This is a genomic window from Pseudomonas sp. Z1-14 (genome assembly GCF_051132005.1).
Taxonomy (GTDB): domain Bacteria; phylum Pseudomonadota; class Gammaproteobacteria; order Pseudomonadales; family Pseudomonadaceae; genus Aquipseudomonas.
In genome coordinates this window covers 41,251-65,358 of record NZ_CP071646.1, presented here as the reverse complement: position 1 = coordinate 65,358, position 24,108 = coordinate 41,251, and the positions used below count along the sequence as shown (strand labels likewise).

Here is a 24,108-nt window from a genome sequence, read left to right as displayed (position 1 = left end):
CCATGACTGAGCTGTCGAAAGTGCCGGTCACGGCACTCAAGGGTGTCGGTGAAGCCATGGCCGAGAAACTCGCCAAGGTCGGCCTGGAAACCCTCCAGGACGTGCTGTTCCACCTGCCGCTGCGTTACCAGGATCGCACCCGCGTGGTGCCCATCGGCCATTTGCGACCCGGGCAGGATGCAGTGGTGGAAGGCACGGTCAGCGGCGCCGACGTGGTCATGGGCCGGCGGCGCAGCCTGGTGGTGCGCCTGCAGGACGGCACCGGTGGGCTCAGCCTGCGCTTCTACCATTTCAGCAACGCGCAAAAGGAAGGCCTCAAGCGGGGCACCCGCGTGCGCTGCTACGGCGAGGCGCGGCCCGGCGCGTCCGGGCTGGAAATCTACCACCCGGAATACCGCGCCATCACCGGCGATGAACCGCCGCCAGTGGCTGAAACCCTGACGCCGGTCTACCCCCTCACCGAAGGCCTGACCCAGCAGCGCTTGCGCCAGCTCTGCCAGCAGACCCTGACGATGCTCGGCCCCACCAGCCTGCCGGACTGGCTGCCCAAGGAACTGGCGCGGGACTATCAATTGGCGCCGTTGGCCGACGCGATTCGTTATCTGCACCACCCGCCCGCCGATGCCGACGTCGAAGAGCTCGCCCTTGGACATCACTGGGCCCAGCATCGCCTGGCGTTCGAAGAGCTCCTGACCCATCAACTGTCCCAGCAACGCCTGCGCGAAAGCCTGCGCTCGCTGCGCGCCCCGGCCATGCCCAAGGCGACAAAACTGCCGGCTCGCTACCTGGCCAATCTCGGTTTCGCGCCCACCGGGGCCCAGCAACGGGTCGGCAATGAAATTGCCTACGACCTGAGCCAGCCCGAGCCGATGCTGCGGTTGATCCAGGGCGACGTCGGCGCCGGCAAGACCGTGGTCGCCGCTCTCGCCGCGCTGCAAGCGCTGGAGGCGGGTTATCAGGTGGCGTTGATGGCGCCGACCGAGATTCTCGCCGAACAGCACTTCATCACGTTCCAGCGCTGGCTCGAACCGCTGGGCATCGAGGTCGCCTGGCTGGCCGGCAAGCTCAAGGGCAAGAACCGCGTCGCCGCCCTGGCGCAGATCGCCGAGGGCGCACCGATGGTGGTCGGCACGCACGCGCTGTTCCAGAACGAAGTGCAGTTCAAGAACCTGGCCTTGGTGATCATCGACGAACAACACCGCTTCGGCGTCCAGCAGCGCCTGGCCCTGCGGCAGAAAGGCGTGGGCGGACGAATGTGCCCGCACCAGTTGATCATGACCGCCACACCGATTCCGCGGACCCTGGCGATGAGCGCCTACGCCGACCTCGACACCTCGATCCTCGACGAACTGCCGCCCGGCCGCACGCCGGTCAACACCGTGCTGGTCACCGACACCCGGCGGGTCGAAGTGATCGAGCGCGTGCGCAGCGCCTGCGCCGAAGGCCGGCAAGCCTATTGGGTGTGCACCTTGATCGAGGAATCGGAAGAGCTGACCTGCCAGGCGGCTGAAACCACTTTCGAGGACCTCATCGCCGCCCTTGGCGAACTGAAGGTCGGGCTGATCCACGGCCGCATGAAGCCTGCCGAGAAAGCCGCGGTCATGGCCGAATTCAAGGCCGGCGCCTTGCAATTGCTGGTTGCGACCACGGTGATCGAGGTCGGCGTGGACGTGCCCAACGCCAGCCTGATGATCATCGAGAACCCCGAGCGCCTGGGCCTGGCGCAGTTGCACCAATTGCGTGGCCGGGTCGGCCGGGGCAGCGCGGCCAGCCATTGCGTGTTGCTGTACCACCCGCCGCTGTCACAAATCGGCCGCCAGCGGCTGGGCATCATGCGTGAAACCAATGACGGTTTCGTCATCGCCGAAAAAGACCTTGAACTGCGCGGCCCGGGTGAAATGCTCGGCACGCGCCAGACCGGTCTGCTTCAATTCAAGGTAGCCGACCTGATGCGCGACGCCGACCTGCTCCCTGCGGTCCGCGACGCCGCCCAGGCGTTGCTGGAGCGCTGGCCGGACCACGTCAGCCCGCTGTTGGATCGCTGGTTGCGCCACGGGCAGCAATACGGCCAAGTGTGAGCACGCGCTCAGTTTTCTGGACGCGCCTGCCCGACAAGCTGGTTATACTGACCAACTTGTAGGAAAACGGATACAGACCATGACCGAAGCTGCCCTCGTCCCCGAAACCCCGCACGCTCCGTCTGTTATTCGGCAGTTGCTCGAGAAATTGGGCATCGCCTTTGACGAAGTCATCGAGCGACCGGGCTTGAACCCCGCTCGTAAAGTGCAGGCCGTGCTGCTGCACGACGCTGTCGGCGCGCTCATGGTCCTGTTTCCGCAAAACCAGTTGCTGGACCTCAACCGGCTGGCCGAGCTCACCGGTCGTAAGCTCACGGCTGTGCCGACCGAGCGCCTGGAACGCATGCTCGGCAAACACAACCTGAGCCTGCTGCCCGGCCTGCCAGCGCTGACCAGCTCGCCGTGCCTGTATGAAGAAGGCCTGCTGCGCGAGCCGAAACTGCTGATCAATTCCGGCGAGCCGGGGCTGCTGCTGGAAGTCACCAGCGAAGCCTTCAAGACCATGCTCACCAAGGCCAGCGCCGCGACGTTCGGCGAGCCTTTGAGCAATATCACGCCAAACCTGGACCGCCCGGACGACGACCGCAAGGAAATCACCATGGCCGTGCAGGCCTTCACCGCGCGGCGTATCCAGCAACGCCTGGAAGAAACCATCGAGATTCCGCCGCTGGCCGAAACCGCGCAGAAGATCATCAAGTTGCGGGTCGATCCCGACGCGACCATCGATGACATCACCGGCGTGGTGGAAACCGACCCGGCCCTGGCTGCGCAAGTGGTGAGCTGGGCCGCGTCGCCGTACTACGCCTCGCCAGGCAAGATTCGTTCGGTGGAAGACGCCATTGTCCGGGTGCTGGGCTTCGACCTGGTGATCAACCTGGCATTGGGCCTGGCCCTGGGCAAGACCCTGAGCCTGCCCAAGGACCACCCGCAACACACCACGCCTTACTGGCAGCAGTCGATCTACACCGCCGCTGTCATCGAAGGCCTGACCCGCGCCATGCCGCGCGCCCAGCGCCCCGAAGGCGGCCTGACCTACCTGTCGGGGCTGCTGCACAACTTCGGCTATCTGCTGCTTGCCCACGTGTTCCCGCCGCATTTCTCACTGATCTGCCGGCACTTGGAGGTCAACCCGCACCTGTGCCACAGCTACGTGGAACAGCACTTGCTGGGCATCAGTCGCGAGCAGATTGGCGCCTGGCTGATGCGCTACTGGGACATGCCCGACGAACTGGCCACCGCCCTGCGCTTCCAGCACGACCCGCACTATGACGGCGAATACGCCGCCTACCCGAACCTGGTGTGCCTGGCCGTTCGCCTGCTGCGCTCGCGCAGCATCGGCTCGGGCCCGGACGAGGACATCCCGGACTCGCTGCTCGAACGCGTAGGGCTGACCCGGGAAAAGGCCAACGACGTGGTCAGCAAAGTGCTCGAAGCCGAAGTGTTGCTGCGGGAGCTGGCTTCGCAGTTCAGCCATTGATCAGCTGCTGGACAAGCTCACTGATGAGCCTCCGTGGCGAGGGAGCTTGCTCCCGCTCGGCTGCGCAGCAGTCGCGAAACCAGCCGACGCGATCCGCCTGAAGGATCGCGCCAGCCCATCTTGGGGCCGCTGCGCAGCCCAGCGGGAGCAAGCTCCCTCGCCACGGGTGTTAACCATGACCCCGGACCAAACAGGGATCTTGGCTAAACCTTCTTCGGTTTCTTCGGCTTCAGATACTTCATCAACCCCTGAAACCAGATCACCAGCGCCGGGTTGCCTTTGATCTGGATCGACTTGTCCTGGATCCCGGTCATGAATGCCAACTGCTTGTTCTTCGCCTGCATCGTGGCGAAGCCATAGGCTGCATCCTTGAAGGCGATGGCGAAGGCCGGTGTCGGGTAGACACCGGAGTGGCTGGTGATGCGCTGGTTTTTCACGGTGTAATGCCTGGCGACCTTGCCGTCCAGGGTTTGCAGCTGGAACACCAGCTCCCGGTCGGCCAACTGTTGCTGGAACGCCGGATTGTTACGACTGGCCTTGCCCATCAACAACCCGAGCATCCACAGCAGCAAACGAAATTTCATGGGCACAGCCTCGTGAGAAAATGAACGGCCGGCGCAGTTTAGCGATTCTGTGCCGGAACGCCATCATCGAATCCGTTTTGCGGGAGATCGGCCTCCATTCCGGCATGATGACTGCCAAGTCACGTTTTTACATTGATGCCAACTGAAAGGACTTTCGCGAGCAGGCTCGCTCCCACAGGGGATTTTGGGTTTGATGCGGATCTTCAGCCACACACAAAACAACTGTGGGAGCGAGCCTGCTCGCGAAAGCTATGCCTCAGTCGACATCAATGCCAACTGAACGGACGCTATCGCGAGCAAGCTCGCTCCCACAGGGGATTTTGGGTTTGTTGCGGATCTTTCAGCCACACAAAAAAAACTGTGGGAGCGAGCCTGCTCGCGAAAGCTATGCCTCAGTCGACATCAATGCCAACTGAACGGACGCTATCGCGAGCAAGCTCGCTCCCACAGGGGATCTGGGTTTGATGCGGATCTTCAGCCACACACAAAAAACTGTGGGAGCGAGCTTGCTCGCGAAAGCGGTGCCTCAGTCAACATCACTGCCAACTGGACGGACGCTATCGCGAGCAAGCTCGCTCCCACAGGTTTTACAGGTTGGTCACTCCTGGAGGAGTGACCAACCGACATCAATCAATCAGACATTCGGGCAAGGCACCGGTGCCCAATCGCCCAGGTCCGGGTTTTTGCACATGCTGTTGACCTGGGTGGTGCCGGCGCTGGCGACCTGCTTGCCTTCATCCTGCTTGGCCTTGGCGGTCTGCAGGGTTTTCTCGGTGGCGACCGCCTCTTTCGGCACGGTTGGCAGCTCTTTCTTCTTCGCCGGCGTCACTTTCTTTTTATTCTTGGTGCTGGTCTGTGCCGCCACAACTTGCGTGGTATCAGCAGTGGCCACGGTCACCACGTCAGTACGCTGCACACCCACTTGCTGCAGGTCTTTTTCATAGGCCTGGGTGTAGTTGTTCAGGTCTTCGGCGGCTTTGCCGTTCACGGCGACGATCAGGTCGTTGGACTCTTTCAGGCCGGCAACGATTTCCGCCAGGCGCTTGCGGCCTTCGGTGTCGTTGACGGTCTTGGCCTTGCGGTCGGCGACCAGTTTGCTGAACGCGTTCTGGTAGCACTGTTGCGAAGCCTTGGCGTACGCGGTGCTGCGGTCGATGTCCGAAGCGCTTTTGCTGACATCGGCGGCGTAGGAGGCGATGCGCATGTTGTCATCGGCGATCTGCTTCTGGCGCTCGGTGTAGTAACCGGCTGCGCCACCGGCCAGGGCGCCGCCCGCGGCACCGATGGCGGCGTTGCGGCCACGGTCTTCCTTGTCAGCGGTCAGCGCGCCCAGCAAGGCACCGCCGACGGCGCCGACGGCTGCGCCGGTGACCACGGACTTGGTCATGTTGCCTTCAGTGGAGCGCAGGTGCTGCACCGGCTCGTAGCAGTTCGGGTAGTACTCGACCTTGGTGCTCGAAGCGACCTTGGACGTCGGCGACGTGGCGCAGCCGGTCAGCACGGTGCTGAAGCCAACAGCGACCATCAGCAAATGACGCTTGGAAACCGAAGCAAAAGGTTTACGGGAGAAAAGCATAGTTGTGTTCTCGTTTAAGTTTTGACCAGCTCAGCACAGCCCTATCGCCGCCTGAGTCCCTTCCAAGCTCGCTGACAACGAACACTCAAGACCGCTGAGCGCTCGATGCGAGCAATTCCTTCAATATCGCCGCCGGGTCGGCTCGTTTCTGCTGACGATAATCCCCGACATGACGAACGAATAACGTTGCACGCGCCACCAGGCTCTTGCCCAGTACCGGTTTGCGCTCCAGCTCTTCCTTGATGCGCTGGAACTGCGCCTGGATCACGGCATCGGTGTAGCGCGTGCCGGTTGCCAGGTTGTCGATGTAGATCGCCACCGCGCCATCCAGCGCGCTGCGGCCGTTGTCGATGGCCGTGGCAAACAACGTGGCGCTGGCCTCGTCCTTGGCGTCCAGGGCCGCCTGCCGGCTGTTTTGCAGGTTGGTCAGGCGAATGTTGTAGTTGTTGATGGTCTCCGCCACCAGGGCCGAAGACTGGATCAGGTTGCCCGCCGCTTCCTCGCGCTGCTGGGCGATGAGCGAGACGTTGCGCTTGAGCTCTTCGTTGACCAGCCCGAGCTCGGCTTGCAGGCGCGGGTCGGCGCTGGCGGCGATGATGCTGTCCAGGCGCTTGGTCGGGTCTTCGGCATCGTCGATGGCATCGGTGAGGGACGCGAGCCGGCCTTCCTTCTGCCATTGGGCGAACAATTCCTTGTAGCGCGAGCGCGGCGCCGACAACGCCCCGACGGCCACGCGAAAGCCGGTGGTTTCGTTGCTCTGTTCGGTGCCATCGGCGGCGAACAACGGGTACTCGCGGCGCATGCCGGTAAACAACGTGCCCTCGCCTTCCAGGTAGTTGCCACCCTTGACTACAAAACCGCCATAGGCGCCCTGACGGCGGCCGGCATGCACAAGCTGGAAGGATTCCTGGACCATCTCGGCGGCGTTGCCCACCACATCGAACAACCCGATCGGGTTCGCCAGCTTGGTGCCGATGGGCATCAGTCGCGCCGCCTGGCCGGTGCCACCGGCGACCTGGTTGAACACCGCCCAATCGGCCAACGGCCCGTCGCTTTCGCTGCCTTCCAGGCGTCGGGGAAACAATCGTCCTTCCAGGTCCTGGCGGCTCACGGCATGTCCACCACGGGCGGCGAATTCCCATTCGACCTCGGTGGGCAGGCGCACGAAGCCCAGCCCACCGTCTTCAGCGGAGGTACCGCGGCCGCTCACCGGCAACAGGTCCTTGTGGTATTTCATCAGCCAGGCGCTGTACACCGCCGAGAAGCGCTCGGCCTCGAACTTCGACAGCTTCACCTTGGGCAAGCGCCCGGCCATGCCCTGGGGCAACTCGGCCAGCAGCGCCTCGCAGGCCGGTGCCGGCTCGCCGCTGGCCAGCGACTGGGCCTGGGCCATGACCTGGGCATACTGGCGGGCGGTAACCTCGTATTTGCCGATGAAGTACAACATCGGCTTGAGCGGCGTCTTGGCGTCAGTCTTGGGCATCAACGGCGTGATGGTCTTGTTCCAGTCCTTGGGCAAGTCCTTGAGGGTGAACTGGCCGTTGATGAAATCGCGCCGGTAGCCGGAAATGAACGACTGTTGATAGCCCGCCTCGCCTTCGCTGAACGGGTAGCCGAGGCTGATCTCGCGGTCGTCCAGGGTGCCCTGGGCAAGAATGTAGACGTAGCGGAACACCATCTGCCCCTCGCACGGCAGCGGCAGGCTGACGTCGTCGGGCAATGGCTTGGGGTTGTCCAGTTTGTCCGTGCCCTCATCAGCCCAGACTGAACCGGCCAGGCTCAGCGCCACGGCGGCGCCCAGTAACTTATACATCGCGAATTCCTTCACACGCCTGGATGCGCGCCACCCGCCAGCCGCCACAGGCCGCCGCGACGGCACTGACGCCGAGCACGGCCACCAGGGCCAAGGTGTAATGGCGCACCAGCAGATGGCTGGCGTATTCGCCGGGCATCTGCGCAAATAAATGATTCAGGCCCGACTGCGCCAGGCCATACAGGCCAGCACTCAGCAGGGCCGCAAACGTGGCGCTGTAGAGCGCCTGCAAGACCACGAACAACAACAGCGCCGCGGTGGACACACCCAACAGGCGCAACACCGACAGCTCCCGGCGCTTGCGCTCGACGGCCGCCAGGGCACCGGCAAAAATCGCCGCGAATGCACCGGCCAGCGCCAATCCGGCGATGATCCAGAACACGATCGACAGGTTGCGGCTCAACGATTGCACTTGTGCGATGGTCTGGGCCTGGGTCGACACCAGCAGGTTCTGTCCGGCGAAGTACTGACGCAGCGGCTCGACATCGCCGAGGCTGCGGGCATACAAACGAAACGCCGGATAAACCCGCTGCCCAGCGTCGCCCAGCGCATCGCCAGGCCAGCCGAACGCGGGCACGGCGCGGCCGTCACGGTAATCCTCGGCCGCCTCGAGCAATGTCAGTGGCGCGAACAGACCGTCCCGGGCGAAGGCTTCCAGCGGCAGCACCTGCAGCACCTGCACCCGTGTGCGCTGCGCCTCGCTGCGACCGGCCACCTGCCGGCCGAAACTGGCCTGCAACCAATCGCCAGACCTGGCGCCGAGTTTTTCCGCGGCGGTCTGGCTGAGCACCACTTGCTCCAGGCCTTGCGGCACCGGCAGTTGATCGAACAGCGGATCGCCCAGCGCCGTGGGAATCATTTCGACCGTGACCGCCGAAGCCTCGTTGCTCAGGTCCGCCGTGGCCGCGATCTGCCGGGTGCGCGGCAAGGCGAAAGCCACGTCGTTGCGCTGCCCCAGTTGTTCGACGAATCCGGCGCTGAAACGGCCGCCGCCCAAGGGGATAATTTCCCGGGTCGCGGGGTCACGTTCCAGGCGCTCGGTCAGACTGCTGACCAGACCGAACTTCAGGCCGAACAACACCAGCAATGGCGCCACCACCGCGACCAGCGCCAGCACCGAACAGGCCGACAGCCAGGCGTCGTTGCGATAATCCTGCCAGGCCAGGGAAGCCACCAGCGCGCCGCGCATCAGCAAGCCTCCCCAAGGGTGGCGGTGACGCCGCCGTCCGTGTCGCGACGGCAGCTGATGCGTCGCACCTGCAAGCCGCTGGCGCGGGCCAGTGCCTCGTCATGGGTGGCAACGACGCAGCACACACCCTGCTCGCGGGCCTGGGTCACCAGCAACTGCATGACGCGCTCGGCGTTCAACGGGTCCAGCGCGGCGGTCGGCTCATCGGCCAATAGCAGGCGCGGGCCATGGGCCAAAGCGCGGGCGCAACTGACCCGCTGGCGCTGACCCACGGACAGGTCCGTCGGTTTCTTGTCCAGTTGATCGGCGATGTCCAGTTGTCCAGCCAGGCGCGTCACGCTGCCGTCATCCTTCAAGCCCAGCAATTTGCGCGACAACGCGATGTTGCCGCGCACGTCCAGGAAGCCCAGCAGGCCTCCGGTTTGCAGAACATAGCCCAGGTGACGGCTGCGCAGCTCGGCCAAGGTGTCCTGTTGCGACGCACGCCACAGTTTGGCGATGTCCAGCGGTGTATTGGCGGGCGTGAAATCGAATTGCCCGGCCTGATCCGGCGCCAGCACCAGCGCGAGCAAGTCCAGCAGAGTGCTCTTGCCGCAGCCGCTGGGGCCGACCACCGCCAGCTGTTCACCGCCACGCAGTTGCAGCCGTGGAATCACCAGGCTGTAGCGCTGGCTGCCGGAGCCCCGGCTTTTGTGCACGGCGTTCAGGTTCAGCATCACGGCAGCGTCGACAACGGAACGCGGTACAAGGCATCGCCCGGCTCGGCATCGCCGAAACGCACCCAGTTGGCGAGATCGTTGTGGAAGGTTTCGTAGAGACGGATCTTCGACTCCAGCTCGTCGATGAAATCTTCCTGCTCGGCCACGCTCAAGGACAGCCACAGGTCCTGGGTCATGTTCAGCGATTTGCTGCGGTACGGCAGCCCTTCCAGGTACTCGCCGAGGATGCCGCCGGTGGCGAGATTGCCGCCCTTGCGCAGGGCCGACGGGTCGCGGCTCATGTAGGCGCTGGCACTGGCGATTTCCTGGAAGAAATCCTTGGGCGAACTTTGGGTCTTGCGGGCCGCGTCGACGATCAGCTTCAGCGATTGCTGCAGGTCGTTGAGCTGCAGCTTGGTCAGCATCACGCAGACCTGGAACGCCGGCAGCGCCGGGTTGGTCAGGTCGCGGTCGGCGGTCCAGGCGCTGACCAGTTGCGGCGCCTGGCTGGCGCTCTTGCGGCCGAGGAAATCCATGTGCATGGCGTAACCGACCGCCGCCGACTTGTCCGCCAGGCTTGGCGCGGCGCTGAGCAGCGGCACGCTTTGCGGCTTGTTGCTGCGCACCTGGTGCACGAGATCGGCGAACACCGAACCGATCTCGTCGACCCGCTCGCCGAACTTGCGCACGTCGGCGCCCGGCACCGGGATGTACAGGTCGCCGATCTGTGGATTGGCGTCGGCCGTCAGGGTGCGGTACTGGGTCTGGGCGCCGGCGTGGGTTTTCTTGCCGGCGTCGCTGAGCAGGTGCAGGGCGTAGATCTTGATCTGCTTGCCCAACGCGGCCTGGCGCACTTCGGCCTCGTTCATCTGCGTCGCGGCAAACGGGTCGTTCTTGCGCAGGGCACCGGCATCGGTCACCAGCAGGATCAGGCGCCCGCCGTAACCGGACCAGTCCATGCCTTCCACGGCTTCCATGACCCCGGCAAACGCATCCTCGTTGAACGAATGGCTCGACACGGTAGACGCCTTGACCTGCCGCGCCATCTCCAGGAAGCGTTGCGGGTCGCGACCCTGCTCCAGCGTGATCAGAGTCTTGGCGGTGTACTCCAGGCCTGGGGTTTTCTTGATGCTGCTGCGGAAACCGACCATGCCGAAGCTGACGCTGTCCAACTCGCCACGTTCGCCGATGCGGGTCTGCAACTGATGCACCACGTCGCGGACCTGATCGATATAGGGCTGCATGGACACGGTGGTGTCCACCACCAGCACCACGGCGGTACGGAACGCGTCGGCATTGGCGGAGGTGATCGGCGTGTTGGTCGCGGCCTTTTGGGTGTTGCCGGGGTCGATGGAGGCAACGTTCAGCAACTGCACCGGCTGGCCGTTGTCGTCGAAGCTTTCACGCGAATCGAAGATCGGCAACAGGTAGAACTGGTTTTGCGGTACGGCGCTGGCGGCCGGTTCCAGGGCCAGCACTTGCTGGTTGTCCTGAGGGCTTTGCTGGGCCTTGAGCAACGCATTTTTCGCGGCCGAAGGGTTCGCCAGGAGCTTTTCCACTTCGCCGGGCTGGCGCAGGAACATCACCGGCGCACGGCCGGAGCGTTCGGTGAACTTGAGCACCAGGCTCTGTTTCCAGTCGCTGACCTGGGCGGCGGGCAACCAGCCGTCGCTGCGCCCGTCGGTGGCCGCGCCGACCCGCACCCAGGCGCTGCCATCCACGTCTTTGCGCTGATACACATACAACACCGAGAACGCCGGCAGCGACTTGCCCGCTGCGGCGCCCGGCGCGTCGGCGAGTTTCGCCCCCGGCTTGCTGAGCACACGCTGAAATAGGGTTTTCTTGCCGGCCATCAGCAATGGTCGCTGGCCGCCATCGGCCTCGGTCGCCACGGGGGGCTGAGCCGGAGGGGCGACGGGTGGCTTGACCGCCGGCACTTCCGGGGCCTTCGGTGGCTTCACTTCCGGTGGTTTGACCGAGGTGGTCGTAGCCACCGGCGTCTTCACTTTTTTGCCATTGTCACCGGCCAACCACCAATAACCTGCGCCGCCCAAGGCCAGCGCCACGGCGACCGCAACGGCGGCCAGGGCGAACACCGGCCGCTTGCGCTGCTCCGGCACCGTCGACTGAGGCGTCGGTTTTACCGGCGGCGGGATCGGCTTGGGCTGCGGTTGTGCGTAAGCCGGGCCACTGGGAATGTCGATGGACATAGGCGTCAGGCCGGCCAAGTCATCCACCGGAGGCGGCGCGGCAGGCAGTTCAAACGACAACGGCCGGATCAGCGTCGCTTCCGACGATTCCTCTGGCAGGTTATCCAACGCGCGCAGCAACGCAGTCGCATCCGGGAAACGCTCCGCCGGATCCTTTGCCAGCAGTTTGCGCAGCACTTCCTGGTAACGACCGTGGTGCACCGGCAACTCCGGCAGCGGTTCGGTCAGGTGGGCCAGGGCCGTGGACAGCGCGTCGTTGCCGATATACGGCAGCTTGCCGACGAGGATCTCGTAGAGCACCACGCCCAGGGCGTACAGGTCGGCTCGGCCGTCGATGTCTTGCCCACGGGCTTGCTCAGGGCTCATGTAGCTGGGCGTGCCAACCGCGAAACCGGCCTGGGTGAATTGGGTGCGATCGTCCAGGGACTTGGCGATGCCGAAGTCCGACAGTACCGCCGTGCCATCGGCGCGAAACAGGATGTTGGCCGGCTTGACGTCACGGTGCACCAGGCCCAGCCCATGGGCGTAACCCAGGGCCGAAGCGATCTGGCGGATGTAGGTCAGGCCCTGCTCCGGCGTCAGGCCCGCGGCGATGCGTTCCTTGAGCGTGCCGTTGGGCAGGTATTCCATCGCCATGTAATACAGCTCACCGACATTGCCGATGTCATGGATGGTGACGGTATGCGGGTGCGACAGGCGCGCCAGGGTCTTGCCCTCGCGCAAGAAGCGCTCGCAGAAAGTCGGGTCGGCCGCCAGCGCCGCGGCCATGACTTTCAACGCGACCTTGCGCTCAAGCGAACGCTGGGTCGCCAGGTACACGCTGGCCATCGCGCCTTCGCCGATCTCGCCATCGATGTCGTAGCCGGGGATGACAATATTCAGGGGCAAGCTCATGACGGCACCTTCACAACGACCACGGTGATGTTGTCCGGCGCGCCGCGCATCAGACCCAGGGACACCAGGCTGCTGGCGATTTCGCCGGGCTCGTCGTGGCTCAATACTTCTCGGATTTCTTCGTCCTCGACGGTCTTGGTCAGGCCGTCGCTGCACAGCAGGTAGCTGTCGCCGGGCACCAGCAGCAGCTCGGTCATCGCCAGGTTCAGTTGCGCCTCGACGCCGATGGCGCGGGTGACAATGTTGGCCCGCGGATGCACGCGAGCTTCGGCCTCGCTGAGCAAGCCGCTGTCCTGCAGATCCTGGACGTAGCTGTGGTCGCGCGAGATGCCTTCCAGCACGCCGTCGCGCAAGCGGTACAAGCGGCTGTCACCGGCCCACAGGCACATGCCGTGCAGGTCGCGCGTGGCCAGCACCACCACGGTGCTGCCCATCATGGTCACGCCACGGTTGGCGGTTTCTTCGCGCACGGCGGCGTTGACCCGCAGCAGGTCGCTTTGCAGCGCCGCGATGTATTCGTCCAGCGAGCGGCCCACCGCAATGCTACGCAGGCTGTCGACAATCAGGCTGCTGACGTAGTCGCCCGCCGCGTGCCCGCCCATGCCGTCGGCGACCACCCACAAACCGTTTTCCGGCAGGTCCAGACAGGCGTCCTCGTTGACCTGGCGGACCATGCCGACATGGCTTTTGCTTGCAGACTTGAAGGCTTTTCCAGCACTTGGACGCATCTACACAACACCTTCTTGGCCGAGCAAAAATTGCGCAAAATCAGCGGCGGCCGGCAGTCCCTGGCACCGCATCAAACCGGGTGCGATGCGCTCCGAACCCTGGCCCCACCACAGGCTGACGCCTTCGCAAGCCGACTCGGCGAGGGCGCTCGTTCGCCGCTGCGAATCGGTGGCATCGAAGCGATGCAGGCTGGCGAAGCGACTGCTCGGGGTGCGCGGCAGGTACATCGGGCCATCCAGGGTTTCCAGCTCCGCGTTGAAGGCTTCGAAACTGGCCTCCACGTTCAGTGTGCTCAACAGCAGGTTCTCGACCCGCTCGAACCAGTCGTCCGCGCCGCCGACCACCGAGGCCGGGTCGGCATCCGGGTCGAGCAACGCTGCAACGGTCAGCGGGAAATACCGCCCGACCCGGTCAATGCTAGGCATCACCACGCCAACCGCAGCGTCCGGCCCGCAAACGCCGGGCGCGACCATGAAGCGCCACAGCGGGCTGACCAGATAGGCATCCAGCCAACGCTCGCCGAGGCTGGCCTGGCTGGCGAGCAAACCCGCCGCCAGCCATGAGTCCCACGGGCCGATAAAACTCTGCGGCAAGCCACGGCTGACGAAGTCCCCACGGCTGGCCAACTTTCCATAGAACCCCGCTGTACTCATAACCGCTCCGGCAGGCTGAAGCCACTGAGTACCCGGCTCTTGAACGGGTTGAAGGCGCTGTTGGCCCGCAACTCGTAGGAGGCGCTGGCGCCATCGACCCGCAGGCGCAGGTTGAAGCGATCCGGCGAGTTGCCGGCGGTCAGGTCCGACTGCTCCAGCAAGCGGAACCAGGCCCATGGCCCATCCAAGGTGATGCCGGAACGACCGCTGGACGACGGCGGCATGATCGAGATGCGCACCACACCGATGCTGCCCGGGTTCGGCCATTGCATGGCGGTCGGCCGGCTCGGGCCGTGGTCGTAGCTCAACTGCTGGCCGTCGAGGTCGAGCAGGAATTGGGTGATGGTCGAATCCATCGCCACCGGCTTGAGCTCGAAGCGCACCATCGGCTGCGTGCCGCCGGAACGGAAGAACGCATCGCGAATGGTCGCCGCGCGCTGGAAGGTTTGCAGCACACCCGGAGCGATGCCGAGCTTCTGCGCTGCGCCCGGCTGCCAACGCCAGGTCGGGGCCGAGGTATCGACGTAGGGTTGCAGGTACTTGCGGAAATAGTTGTCCATCACCCCGCCGACGCCGAAGAACTGGCCGAAGTCATCGAGGGTCGCGTCCCGCGCGCTGCCCGGGGACATCGGATAACGCCCGGCCAGGGATTGGCGGTAGATATTCACCACTTCGCTGGTCCAGGCAGCATTCAACTGATTGCGTACGCCGCCCATCATGGTGTTGGTGGTGGAGTTGACCACCGACTTGACCAGACCCTGCACCAGCGGCGGCTGGCGTTCGGCGTTGAGGCTGACGCGGGTGGCGGCGGCCGACGCCTGGTTCTTCGCTTCGCCGAGCAAGGCGTCGCCACTGGCGCCGACCATGGCGCTGACCTGCACATACAGGGCGTTCATGTCGGACAGCAAGCCGTCGATGGCCGCCGGTTCGCCTTCGCTCTTGCTGACGATGCTGTTGAGCTCGGCGAAGTGCGCGGTGATCGGGTCATCGCTGGTTTGCGGCGCGTTTGGCGTTGCCTGCTCCTGGCCGAGCAAGCTGCCGAGGCGCTCCTTGAGCTTGTCCACGCCGTCGCCCGCCGGTACGCCTTGGGCGGCGAGCAGGCGTTCGTCCTGTTGCAGGTCGGTTTCCTTCGCCACCGCCACCAGCAGCTTTTTCAGCGGCGAAGTCGGGCCGGAAAGCACCCGCAGCACATCGGCGGCCTGGGCCACGCTGGTGATTGGCACGAAGTCGATGTCGGCCAGCAATGCGTCCCACTGGCGCTGGTAATCCTGGAAGTACAGGCGCCGCACATCGGCGGCGAGGCTGGCGACGTTCTGCTGATCGGCCTGCTCAAAGCCCAGCACCCATTGCTCTTCAGCCAGGGTGCCGGTCTGGCTCAGGCTGGAGAGCAAAAAGCCCTGACGGTAACCCTTGACCGTGAAGAAGCCGCTCAGCGGCTCGCCCAACGGCTTGCCGCTCTTGCGGCTGAACACCAGCGCGGCGTCACGCCCGGCGGCTTCGTTGATGCGGAAGTCGGGGATGCCGTCGGGCAGCTTCTGCCGTTTGATGCGGTCGTAGACGCGCTGGGCCACCGGCAGTTGTTGCAGCTGGCGGCGCAGGTCCTCGATCAGGCGTGGGTCCAGGCGCGCGGTCGGCGGACGCCGCTCGAACAGCGCCTGCAAGTGCCCGGTCAAAGCCTGACGCTGTTCGGCCGGCAGGTCGCGCGGCAGGCTGCGGTCCCAATCGAGGGCGATCCAGGCCTTGATGAAATCGGCGTCGTAATGCTCGTTGTCCGCGAGCATCAGGTAGGCCTTCAGCCCCTCGTAAAGGAAGTCCGAGTTGCCGCCGCCGTGCAGTTGCTCTTCGATGCGCGTCAGCAGGCGCGGCGCAAACACCGCGATCAGCAGTTTGCGATAGACGCTACCGGACTCGGCTTCGAGCATGTCGCCCTGATACAGGCCCAGGCCTTCGGCCCAGTCCGGAGCATCGTCGGCCAGATGCTTCACGGCGTTGAGCAGCGGCAATACCGCGAGTACGTCGCGCTGGGCCGGGCTGAGGTTCTGCACGGTCTGGCCCAGCGGCGCGACCTTCTGGTCGACCTGGGCGATGTAGGCCTGGTTGGCGCGGTAGCTGACCCACCACAACGTGCCGACCACCAGCACCACCAGCACGGTAGACGCCAGCACGCCACGAGCGATCCACTTGCGCCGGCGCTCGACTTTCGGGTCCACCCCCACCAGCCCGCGCTCGGCGAAGGCCACGGCGCTGAAGAGTTTTTCGATGAAGTAACTGCGCCCGGTACCGGTCTGGCGCGCCAGGTGCTGGCGGTCCAGGTTCATGCTTTGGGCCATGGAGCCGATCAGGCGATCGATCGGGCTGCCTTCCTGGGTGCCGCTGGTGAAATACACGCCACGCAGCAACACACGCTCTTCGAACGCATTGGGTTTGAACACCCCGTCGAGGAAACTTTGCAGGCAGTCCTTCAACGCCCCGAACTGCTGCGGGAAGCCGTAGATCAGGTCGCGCCGCGCCGGGTCGCGTTCCTGTTGCAGGCGCTCGACCAGGCGGTCGTTGAGGCGCTGCTCAAGCAGGGCGAATTCGCTTTGCAGGTGCGCCAGCGGGCTGTCGTTGCTCTTGCCATCGTCCAGGGTGAAAGTCATGCCCCAGACCTGGGCACGCTCTTCCTTGCTCAGGTTGTCGAAGTACTCCATGAACCCCGGCACCAGGTCGAGCTTGGTGAGCATCAGGTAAACCGGGAAACGCACGCCCAGCTGCGTGTACAACTCCTGGATCCGCAGGCGGATTGCCGCCGCGTGGGCGGCACGTTCGGCGTCGCTGCCCAACAGCAGGTCCGAAAGGCTGATGGCGATGAACGCGCCATCGATCGGGCGTCGCGCCCGCTGTTTTTTCAGCAGGCCGAGGAAGCCCAGCCACGCGGCCTTGTCGACGGTCGCATCGCTGTCCTGGGTGGTGTAGCGACCGGCGGTGTCGAGCAACACCGCCTCGTCGGTAAACCACCAGTCGCAGTTACGCGTGCCACCGACACCGCGCACCGCGCCGGCGCCCAATTGCGCCGCCAGCGGGAAATGCAGCCCTGAGTTGACCAGTGCGGTGGTCTTGCCCGAGCCCGGTGGGCCGATGATCACGTACCACGGCAACTCGTAGAGGTTACGGCGCTCGTCACCGCCCAGCTTGGCTTTCTTGAGCAGGGCCAGGGCCTCGTCCATGCGCTGGCGCAAGGTTTCGAGCTCTTCGGCGGTGGCGATGCTGGTCGGGTCCGGCGGAGTCTGCGCGGCCAGGCTGCGCATGACTTCGGCGGCCTGCCGGCGGGCCTGGATGATGCGGAACAGGCGATAGGCGATCCATACCGCAAACACCAGGATGATCAGCGCCCAACGGCGCCCTTCAGGCACCAGCCAATCGAGCAGCGGGCCGACGAACCAGATGATCAGGCTCAGGGCGATCAGCCCCAGCAACGGGATGACCCAACGGGTCATGAAACTGAAAAACGCCTTCACTCGACCCCCTCCGCCAATACTGTGATTTCAACCCGACGATTGCGCGCCCGCCCCTCGGTCGTGGCGTTGGACGCCAACGGCTCGGTGTCGCTGCGGCCTTCGGCGCTGAAGCGCTCGGGCTGGCCGGTCTTGGCCGAAAGAATGTCCAGCACCGACCTGGCCCGTGCTTCGGACAAGGCCCAGTTGGACGGAAACCGCAAGGTGGCGATCGGGCGATTGTCGCTGTGGCCGGTCACCAGCACCTGGCCCTTGACCTTGCGCACGGCATCGGCGATGCGCAGCATCAGCGGCTGGAAATCATCCTTGATGCTGGCGCTGCCGGAGGCGAACAGTTCATCGCCACGGATCGTCACTACCGAGCGGTCGACGGCATCTTCCACAGCAATCCGGCCGGCCCTGATTTCATCGGCGAGGAACCCGGCCAGGCGCGGACGTTCGATCACTTTCGGCTGGACCACCGGACGGTCGATGGTCTGCACCGGAATTTCGCCGAGGAAATGAATGTTCTTGAACACTGGCTCGGCATCGGCGGCCAGCTTCATGCGCAGGCCGAACAGCAACGCCAGCAACAGGGCAATGCCAATGGCCACGGCGATCCATGGCGGCATGAACTGCGCCAGGCGATCGCGGGCCACGGTGACCCCACGCCAGTGCGGCGACAGCTCGCGTTCGTAGTCGCCACGGGCGCTGCGGATGACCGCTGCGGTGCGTTCGCGCAGCGCTTCCAGTTGGCTGCGGCCGTCGTTCATGACCCGGTAGCGCCCTTCGAAACCCAGGCACATGCACAGGTACAAAAGCTCCAGCAGGTACAGACGCTCGCGCGGGCTTTGCAGGCAGTGCTCCAGCAGCTGGAAGACTTTCTCGCCGCCCCAGGCTTCGTTGTGCACAGTGATCAACAGGCTCTGCTTGCCCCAGTCGCTGGTGCCGCCCCAAGGCGTGCTCAGCACCGCCTCATCCAGCGCGGTGCACAAGGCGTAGCGGGCCAGCAAGACGTCGTTGCGCACCACGCCGGCGGCTTCGGCGCGCTCTTCGAACTGGCGCAGGTAGGCCAGCAATTGGGCGCGCAAGCTGGCCGGAGCCGGGTGGGCGATGGTGCTGCGCAAGCGCGTCAGCAGGGCCAGCAGCGGGCCGGCGGCGCTCTCCAGCGGGTTGAGGCCCTGGGCCTTGCCGGTCAACAGCGGCGCGGCCGGCATCGACAGCGGCGCCGTCGCGGGTGCCGGTTGCGGACGCCCCGGGTCCGGGCGGAAAGGGTCCGCGCCACGGCCACCGGGGGTCGGCATGAACTGGGTACGATCGTCGTTGCTCATCGCGGTTTATCCTCGGATCGCCCAGAAAGCCAGGTTCAGCCCCGGGAACTGGCCGGCGATGTGGAACGCAAAGCCGCCGGAGTTGCTCAACTGTTGCCAGTGATCGCTGCCCCGGTCCAGCTCGTAATAGGTGGATCCGGCGTGGTACGGAAGTTGGCGTGGCGCCACCGGCAACGGCAGCAGGCCAATGCCCGGCAGTTGCAGGTTGACCAGGTCGCGAATGTGCTCCACCGAGCCGACTTTGCTCTGCTGGCCGAAGCGGCCGCGCAGGGTTTCGGCGGGAACGTCGGCGCGCACCACGAGAATGAAACTGGCGCTGTCGAGCAGGGTCTTGTCGGCCAGCATCGCCACATGGATGCCGTAGGCTTTCTCGACAATCGGAATCGGCGTGGCCTTGCTGTCGATGAGCATCGACAGGGCCTCGCGCAAGGCTTGCATCACCGGCGTGAAACTCAGCACCAGGTCATCGTGCTGGTACTGCGGATATTCCTGCGGGCGGCGGCCGGATGCGGTAAAGGTCGAGAACTCCCCGGCCAGGCTCACCAGCTCGCTGTAGAAACGCTCGGGATGCAGCGGACTCAGCTGACTCAGGTGCTGGATCAACGGCTGCGCGCGGTTGACCAGTTGCAGCAGCATGAAATCGGCAATCTCCGAGGCCCCACCCGCGCCGGAGGCCACGACCCGCCCGGCCAGGGCTTCGCCGCGCTGGTGCAGCAGGCCCAGCAGCTCACTGCGGAACGCTGCCAGTGACTTCGAAGCCGCTACGTCCAGCAGCGGCGGGATGTAATTTTCATCCAGCACCAGGGCGCGATCGGCGCGTTTTTCCTTGATGCGCACCACGCCAATCGCGGCGTAATCGCCGATGCCATCCTGGGCGGTCAGCAAACGCAGCGCCCGGGAACCCACGGCCACCGGTGCGCGGTTTTCGAACGGCGCATTGTCATCACGCACTTCGCAGACCTGGCTCACGTAGCGCGCAGCGCCCAAGGGCTCACCTTCGTCCACGGTGTCGCGGGCGCCGGCGCGCTTGAGCGGCAGGGCCAGGTACACCAGGCCGTCACGCAGGTTGTCGTCAATGTTCAGCGGCGTCGGCGCAACGTCGTCCTGGGGAATATTGAACGGCGTGCCGTCGGGCAGCAGGCCCTTGGCCGAGATGATCGCCAGCTTGCCCTGGGCCAGCAGGCCCTGATCGGTCAGCAATTCGGAAAAACCCCAGGCGCCTGCCGACAGTGGACGGCTGCGGGAATCGATGAGGTTTTCCAGGTAACGGTCATGCTGCTGGAAGTGCTGCGTTCCAATGAACATGCCTTCCGACCAGACCACGCGATTGTTCCAGGACATGGGGGCTCCGATTGCTTATTGGGCAGGGCTGGATGGGGGGACGACGACGGCGCTGCGCACGGCACGCACATCGAGGCTGATCTGGTATTCGGTGTATTGGCGCGCCGGGACATTCATCACCGTGCGCCACAGCGACTGGTCCAGCTCGCGATAGCCCACCAGGATTCCGATATGCCGGGTGGCCGGGTCGAGATCGCGTTGCAGGCTCAGTTGCTGGTCCGGCTGGATCAGCACTTCGTCCTGGTCGATCAGGTCAGCCCCCAATGTCGCCTGCGCCCGTTCGGCCAGGGCGAAGTAGTCGGCGCGGGCGAAGGTGGCGGCGTTCTTCAACTCGAAAATGCGCACCCGTACCGGCGCCGGCTGGCCGCTGGCGCCGGGGTTGAGCCCGGCGATGGCGTGGAAGTGCAACTCGACGGCGGCGGTGTCGGCTTCAGCCTCTTCGGGCTGGGGAGCGGCCGCATCCTTGGCGCACGCCGTCAGCAGAAGTGCTGTGGCGACTGCGAGTAAAAACCTGGGAATCATCCTGCGTCCTCAATGACGTTTGAGCTATCCGTTGTGTGCTTGAAAAGTGTTGTCTGGCCCGGTGCCGCTCAACGACGTCGCTGTCGCGTGCTGTGTTCTTCGTAGGCGCGGCTGAACTCCCGACCGAACAGGTCCTGGAAGTCTTCCTGGGCCTCCCGGGAAATGTTGCTGTAGAGCTCGGTGAATTGCTGCCAGTACTGGGCCTGGCGCGACCCGCTGAAAATCCCCGACAACCCGCCGGGCTTGCCCATGCGCTCTTCCAGCTGGGCCGGCTCGAAACGCGCCAGCAGATGCTTAATGGCCGCTTCCACACCGGCCATCACCGCCAGTTGATGCGCGCGTAAATCGTCAAAGCTGTCGCGCACCGCCACGTCCGGCGCCATGAAGGCCTGGTTGCCGTGGCGCAACAGCAACAGCAGGGCTTCGTCGACGTTCGGGGCAAATTTGAGCGGGTTGTTTTCCACCGGTTGGATCATTGTCTGCTGGATGCGGAACTCACCCTTGAGGCTGCTGCGGGCGCGCAGCACATCGATCAGGCCCTCGACCATCAATCGATAGCTGCGCCCGATGCTTTCCATCTGCGCCTCAGCCTGGACTTTGTCCAGGCGCAACTGATCCAGCCCGGCGCCGCGCAGGAACGCTTGCAGCAGGTCGGGGCCAGAGGTGTCGGTTGGGGTAGCCGTCGGCTCGACGCGGCTGACCGGCGCTTCGCGCGGTGGCGCGGGCTCGATCGGCGCAACGACTTGCGGGATCGGCGGCGCGGGAACGGGCTCGATCACAGGCAATGGCGGCACGGAAACCGGCTCCGGCAGCGGCGCGACGGGAATCGGCGCAACCGGCGCAGGCGTGTCGCTGAACAGGTCCCAATCATCCGGGATAACCGGAGCAGGCGTCATCGGCAGCGGTTGGACCACTGACGGCGGACTCGGGCGAGGAATCGGCGTGGGCGGGCGGAAATCATGTTGCTCGGCCGGAACGTGATCGGGCTGGGTGGCTGGGGGGACGCTGCTCGGAGCAAGGAAGTCGAACAGGTCCGGCAGCGTGTCCATGGACGACACACCCTGGAAATGCGCAGGCGTGGCCACGGGTATCGGCGCCGGCGTATTCACGGCGGCACCCTGGCGCCCCATCAAGGCTTCGAAGCTGCTGGGCGCTTCGGCGAACGGATTGCTGTCGGTGACCGGCAGGCTGAAATCCACGCGCGCCTGGATCTCGTAATCACCGATGCGAATGACTTCGCCATCCTGCAGCGGCTCGCTGTTGCCTTTGCGCAGGCGAATGCCGGCCTTGACCAACTCCACGCCATTGGTGCTGTTATCGGTCAGATAATAGCGCCCGTCCTTGTATTGGATAACGCAATGTTGCCCAGAAACCAGGCGCTCCGGGTCGGGCAATACCCAGTCATTATCGGAATTACGGCCAATTGCCATCACCCCTTGGTTCAGGGTCTTTTCAGAACACTGTCCAGGGGTAATCTTGTGATAACTAGTGATAGTCAAACACAGCGGCATCTTGCCTCCTTGCTGATTACTTCTTTTCGCCGACGGAACAATGGACCTGAGCCCCCGGCTGCGCGCTAAAAACCTTGCAAACAACCCGGAACGGCGTTTTGCCAGCATGATTGCTGATCTTAACCGGCCTGCGTGACAAAAAAACCTGCATCGGTGCCTGCTTCGACCTACCAGTCGCGCGGGTTGTTAAGCACCTCACAACTGTCACATCGGCGAAATAGCTTACCTTGACAAGGGATAAGTACTACACCAAAAATGCACAACTTCTTGAATATACATGATGGCACTTTAAGATCATCTCGCACTTATAGCGCCATTACGGTCAAGGAACATGTGAAGTTTCATCCGAAACTTTCATGTGCACTGCCCGACTTCTTCAGCGGGTGATAGGGAGATCGATCCAAGTGGATGTGCCTTTGCTGCTCGCCGCCGTTTCCGCGAATTCGCCTTGCGGTGAAGACCTGGAATATGACGCGGATTTCTTGCGCCTGGAACGCGACTCCCGAGGCCAGCCCGAGCGCAGCATGGGCGACTCGATTCTGCCTGCAGAACCCCCTGAATGGCGCAGCATCCAGCAGCAAAGCCTGGACCTGCTCGCGCGCAGCAAAGACCTGCGCATCACCCATTTCCTGCTGCAAAGCTCCCTGGCCCTGGAAGGCATTCCCGGCCTGGCCCGTGTATTGACGCTGATCAACGAGCTGCTCAAGCAATACTGGGCCGACCTGCACCCGCGCCTGGATGCCGATGATGACAACGACCCCACCGTGCGCATCAATGCCCTCGCCGGCCTGACGTCGGACGTCACCATCCGCCTGCTGCGCGAAAGCATCCTGGCTCGCTCGCGCACGTTCGGCAACGTCAGCCTGCGCGCCGCCGCCAACGCCAGCGGCTTGCAAAGTTTCCCTGATGAAAGCCTCGGCGCCGAACAACTCGCCGGCGCCCTGCTCGACAGCGATCCCGAGCAGCTGGAAGTCATTCGTGCCGCCCTGCTGGAAGCCCGCAGCGCCGCCGAAACCATCGAACAGCAAGTCAGCGACCAGGTCGGTTCCGCCCAAGGCGTGGACCTCGGCCCGCTGAAACAACCGCTGAAGATGGCCCTGCAAATTCTCGGTCAGTTCGCCCCGCAGAGCGGCGACAGTGCCCTTGCCGATCCCGTCGAAACCGACAACGCCGCGCCGGTTGAATACGCCAGCGCACCCAGCACGCCGCGCAGTACCGTCGCCGGAGAAATCAACAACCGCGACGATGTGCTGCGCAGCCTGGACCGGATCCTGGCGTACTACACCCGTCATGAGCCCTCCAGCCCGCTGCCGGTGCTGTTGAACCGGGCGAAGAATCTGGTGCACGCCGATTTCGCGGCGATCGTACGCAACCTGATTCCCGACGGCATGAGTCAATTTGAAAACCTGCGCGGCCCGGAAAGCGAATAAAAAGCGAGCGGATCACGCAGTCACGTCATAGGTACCCCCGATGACGCCAACACCGTCGCTCAAGCGACCAGGAGCAGCAACGTGGCGAAGCAAAGTTCTCAGAAATTCATCGCGCGCAACCGCGCGCCTCGAGTGCAGATCGAGTACGACGTCGAGCTCTACGGCGCCGAGAAAAAGGTCCAGTTGCCCTTCGTCATGGGGGTAATGGCGGACCTGGCCGGCAAGCCCGCGGAGCCTCTGGCGCCGGTGGCCGATCGCAAGTTCCTCGAGATCGACGTCGACAACTTCGACTCGCGTCTCAAGGCCATGCAGCCTCGCGTGGCGTTCCATGTGCCTAACGAACTGACCGGCGAAGGCAACCTGAGCCTGGACCTGACGTTCGAAAGCATGGACGACTTCAGCCCTGCGGCCGTGGCCCGCAAGATCGATTCGCTGAACAAGCTGCTCGAAGCGCGCACTCAACTGGCCAACCTGCTGACCTACATGGACGGCAAAACCGGCGCCGAGGAAATCATCATGAAGGCGATCAAGGACCCAGCGCTGCTGCAGGCCCTTGCCAGCGCGCCGAAGCCCGCCGATGCAGAGCCCAAGGCTTAAGG

17 protein-coding genes are annotated in these 24,108 nt (G+C 64.4%); 4 read left to right on the top strand and 13 right to left on the bottom strand.

Annotation, left to right across the window (positions count from 1 at the left end):
• Window positions 1–2 precede the first annotated feature (2 nt).
• Complete coding sequence (gene recG, locus J3P89_RS00275; RefSeq protein WP_434696421.1) at window positions 3–2,078, top strand: ATP-dependent DNA helicase RecG; 2,076 nt, start codon at window positions 3–5, stop codon at window positions 2,076–2,078.
• 79 nt (window positions 2,079–2,157) lie between these two features.
• Window positions 2,158–3,555, top strand: a complete 1,398-nt coding sequence (locus tag J3P89_RS00270) for an HDOD domain-containing protein (RefSeq protein WP_434570889.1) — start codon at window positions 2,158–2,160, stop codon at window positions 3,553–3,555.
• Window positions 3,556–3,758: 203 nt separating this feature from the next.
• Here J3P89_RS00270 and J3P89_RS00265 read toward each other — a convergent pair whose 3' ends face one another.
• The 13 genes from J3P89_RS00265 to tagH form a co-directional block, all read right to left on the bottom strand.
• Complete coding sequence (locus tag J3P89_RS00265) at window positions 3,759–4,139, bottom strand: helicase (RefSeq protein WP_305497892.1); 381 nt, start codon at window positions 4,137–4,139, stop codon at window positions 3,759–3,761.
• Between the two features lie 634 nt (window positions 4,140–4,773).
• A complete protein-coding gene (gene tagQ / locus J3P89_RS00260; RefSeq protein ID WP_305497890.1) occupies window positions 4,774–5,715 on the bottom strand; it encodes a type VI secretion system-associated lipoprotein TagQ in 942 nt (313 codons plus the stop codon).
• Between the two features lie 85 nt (window positions 5,716–5,800).
• A complete protein-coding gene (locus J3P89_RS00255; protein ID WP_434696420.1) occupies window positions 5,801–7,528 on the bottom strand; it encodes a formylglycine-generating enzyme family protein in 1,728 nt (575 codons plus the stop codon).
• Window positions 7,521–8,717 (bottom strand): FtsX-like permease family protein, encoded by a 1,197-nt coding sequence (locus tag J3P89_RS00250; protein ID WP_434696419.1) that lies wholly within the window; start codon window positions 8,715–8,717, stop codon window positions 7,521–7,523. Before J3P89_RS00250 ends, J3P89_RS00255 begins: the two co-directional genes overlap by 8 nt.
• Window positions 8,717–9,433, bottom strand: coding sequence for an ABC transporter ATP-binding protein (locus tag J3P89_RS00245; RefSeq protein WP_434698073.1), 717 nt, complete (start codon window positions 9,431–9,433; stop codon window positions 8,717–8,719). Before J3P89_RS00245 ends, J3P89_RS00250 begins: the two co-directional genes overlap by 1 nt.
• A complete protein-coding gene (locus J3P89_RS00240) occupies window positions 9,433–12,519 on the bottom strand; it encodes a protein kinase domain-containing protein (RefSeq protein ID WP_434696417.1) in 3,087 nt (1,028 codons plus the stop codon). The genes J3P89_RS00245 and J3P89_RS00240 overlap by 1 nt, the downstream gene beginning before the upstream one ends.
• Window positions 12,516–13,247, bottom strand: coding sequence for a PP2C family protein-serine/threonine phosphatase (locus J3P89_RS00235; protein WP_434696416.1), 732 nt, complete (start codon window positions 13,245–13,247; stop codon window positions 12,516–12,518). Before J3P89_RS00235 ends, J3P89_RS00240 begins: the two co-directional genes overlap by 4 nt.
• Window positions 13,248–13,901, bottom strand: coding sequence for a type VI secretion system-associated protein TagF (tagF, locus tag J3P89_RS00230; RefSeq protein WP_434696415.1), 654 nt, complete (start codon window positions 13,899–13,901; stop codon window positions 13,248–13,250).
• Window positions 13,898–17,398, bottom strand: a complete 3,501-nt coding sequence (tssM, locus tag J3P89_RS00225) for a type VI secretion system membrane subunit TssM (protein ID WP_434696414.1) — start codon at window positions 17,396–17,398, stop codon at window positions 13,898–13,900. The genes tagF and tssM overlap by 4 nt, the downstream gene beginning before the upstream one ends.
• A complete protein-coding gene (locus J3P89_RS00220; RefSeq protein WP_434627072.1) occupies window positions 17,395–18,705 on the bottom strand; it encodes a DotU family type VI secretion system protein in 1,311 nt (436 codons plus the stop codon). Before J3P89_RS00220 ends, tssM begins: the two co-directional genes overlap by 4 nt.
• A 6-nt stretch (window positions 18,706–18,711) precedes the next feature.
• Entirely contained in the window at window positions 18,712–20,046 is a 1,335-nt protein-coding gene (gene tssK, locus J3P89_RS00215) for a type VI secretion system baseplate subunit TssK (protein WP_434696413.1), read from the bottom strand.
• A gap of 15 nt (window positions 20,047–20,061) precedes the next feature.
• A complete protein-coding gene (gene tssJ, locus J3P89_RS00210) occupies window positions 20,062–20,568 on the bottom strand; it encodes a type VI secretion system lipoprotein TssJ (RefSeq protein WP_434627070.1) in 507 nt (168 codons plus the stop codon).
• A gap of 68 nt (window positions 20,569–20,636) precedes the next feature.
• Window positions 20,637–22,079 (bottom strand): type VI secretion system-associated FHA domain protein TagH, encoded by a 1,443-nt coding sequence (gene tagH, locus J3P89_RS00205; protein WP_434696412.1) that lies wholly within the window; start codon window positions 22,077–22,079, stop codon window positions 20,637–20,639.
• Between the two features lie 404 nt (window positions 22,080–22,483).
• Here tagH and tssA point away from each other — a divergent pair, with 404 nt between their 5' ends.
• Together tssA and tssB are read left to right on the top strand one after the other, a co-directional pair.
• On the top strand, window positions 22,484–23,509 hold the full coding sequence (gene tssA, locus J3P89_RS00200; protein ID WP_434696411.1) for a type VI secretion system protein TssA: 1,026 nt from the start codon (window positions 22,484–22,486) through the stop codon (window positions 23,507–23,509).
• An 81-nt stretch (window positions 23,510–23,590) separates the two neighbouring features.
• Window positions 23,591–24,106, top strand: a complete 516-nt coding sequence (tssB, locus tag J3P89_RS00195; protein WP_186633609.1) for a type VI secretion system contractile sheath small subunit — start codon at window positions 23,591–23,593, stop codon at window positions 24,104–24,106.
• The last annotated feature ends 2 nt before the right edge of the window (window positions 24,107–24,108 follow it).

What these genes read in the sequence shown, in the direction of transcription:
- recG (WP_434696421.1), top strand. Translation starts at nt 3, where the DNA reads ATGACTGAGCTGTCGAAAGTGCCGGTCACGGCACTCAAGGGTGTCGGT.
- J3P89_RS00270 (WP_434570889.1), top strand. Translation starts at nt 2,158, where the DNA reads ATGACCGAAGCTGCCCTCGTCCCCGAAACCCCGCACGCTCCGTCTGTT.
- J3P89_RS00265 (WP_305497892.1), bottom strand. Translation starts at nt 4,139, where the DNA reads ATGAAATTTCGTTTGCTGCTGTGGATGCTCGGGTTGTTGATGGGCAAG.
- tagQ (WP_305497890.1), bottom strand. Translation starts at nt 5,715, where the DNA reads ATGCTTTTCTCCCGTAAACCTTTTGCTTCGGTTTCCAAGCGTCATTTG.
- J3P89_RS00255 (WP_434696420.1), bottom strand. Translation starts at nt 7,528, where the DNA reads ATGTATAAGTTACTGGGCGCCGCCGTGGCGCTGAGCCTGGCCGGTTCA.
- J3P89_RS00250 (WP_434696419.1), bottom strand. Translation starts at nt 8,717, where the DNA reads ATGCGCGGCGCGCTGGTGGCTTCCCTGGCCTGGCAGGATTATCGCAAC.
- J3P89_RS00245 (WP_434698073.1), bottom strand. Translation starts at nt 9,433, where the DNA reads ATGCTGAACCTGAACGCCGTGCACAAAAGCCGGGGCTCCGGCAGCCAG.
- J3P89_RS00240 (WP_434696417.1), bottom strand. Translation starts at nt 12,519, where the DNA reads ATGAGCTTGCCCCTGAATATTGTCATCCCCGGCTACGACATCGATGGC.
- J3P89_RS00235 (WP_434696416.1), bottom strand. Translation starts at nt 13,247, where the DNA reads ATGCGTCCAAGTGCTGGAAAAGCCTTCAAGTCTGCAAGCAAAAGCCAT.
- tagF (WP_434696415.1), bottom strand. Translation starts at nt 13,901, where the DNA reads ATGAGTACAGCGGGGTTCTATGGAAAGTTGGCCAGCCGTGGGGACTTC.
- J3P89_RS00220 (WP_434627072.1), bottom strand. Translation starts at nt 18,705, where the DNA reads ATGAGCAACGACGATCGTACCCAGTTCATGCCGACCCCCGGTGGCCGT.
- tssK (WP_434696413.1), bottom strand. Translation starts at nt 20,046, where the DNA reads ATGTCCTGGAACAATCGCGTGGTCTGGTCGGAAGGCATGTTCATTGGA.
- tssJ (WP_434627070.1), bottom strand. Translation starts at nt 20,568, where the DNA reads ATGATTCCCAGGTTTTTACTCGCAGTCGCCACAGCACTTCTGCTGACG.
- tagH (WP_434696412.1), bottom strand. Translation starts at nt 22,079, where the DNA reads ATGCCGCTGTGTTTGACTATCACTAGTTATCACAAGATTACCCCTGGA.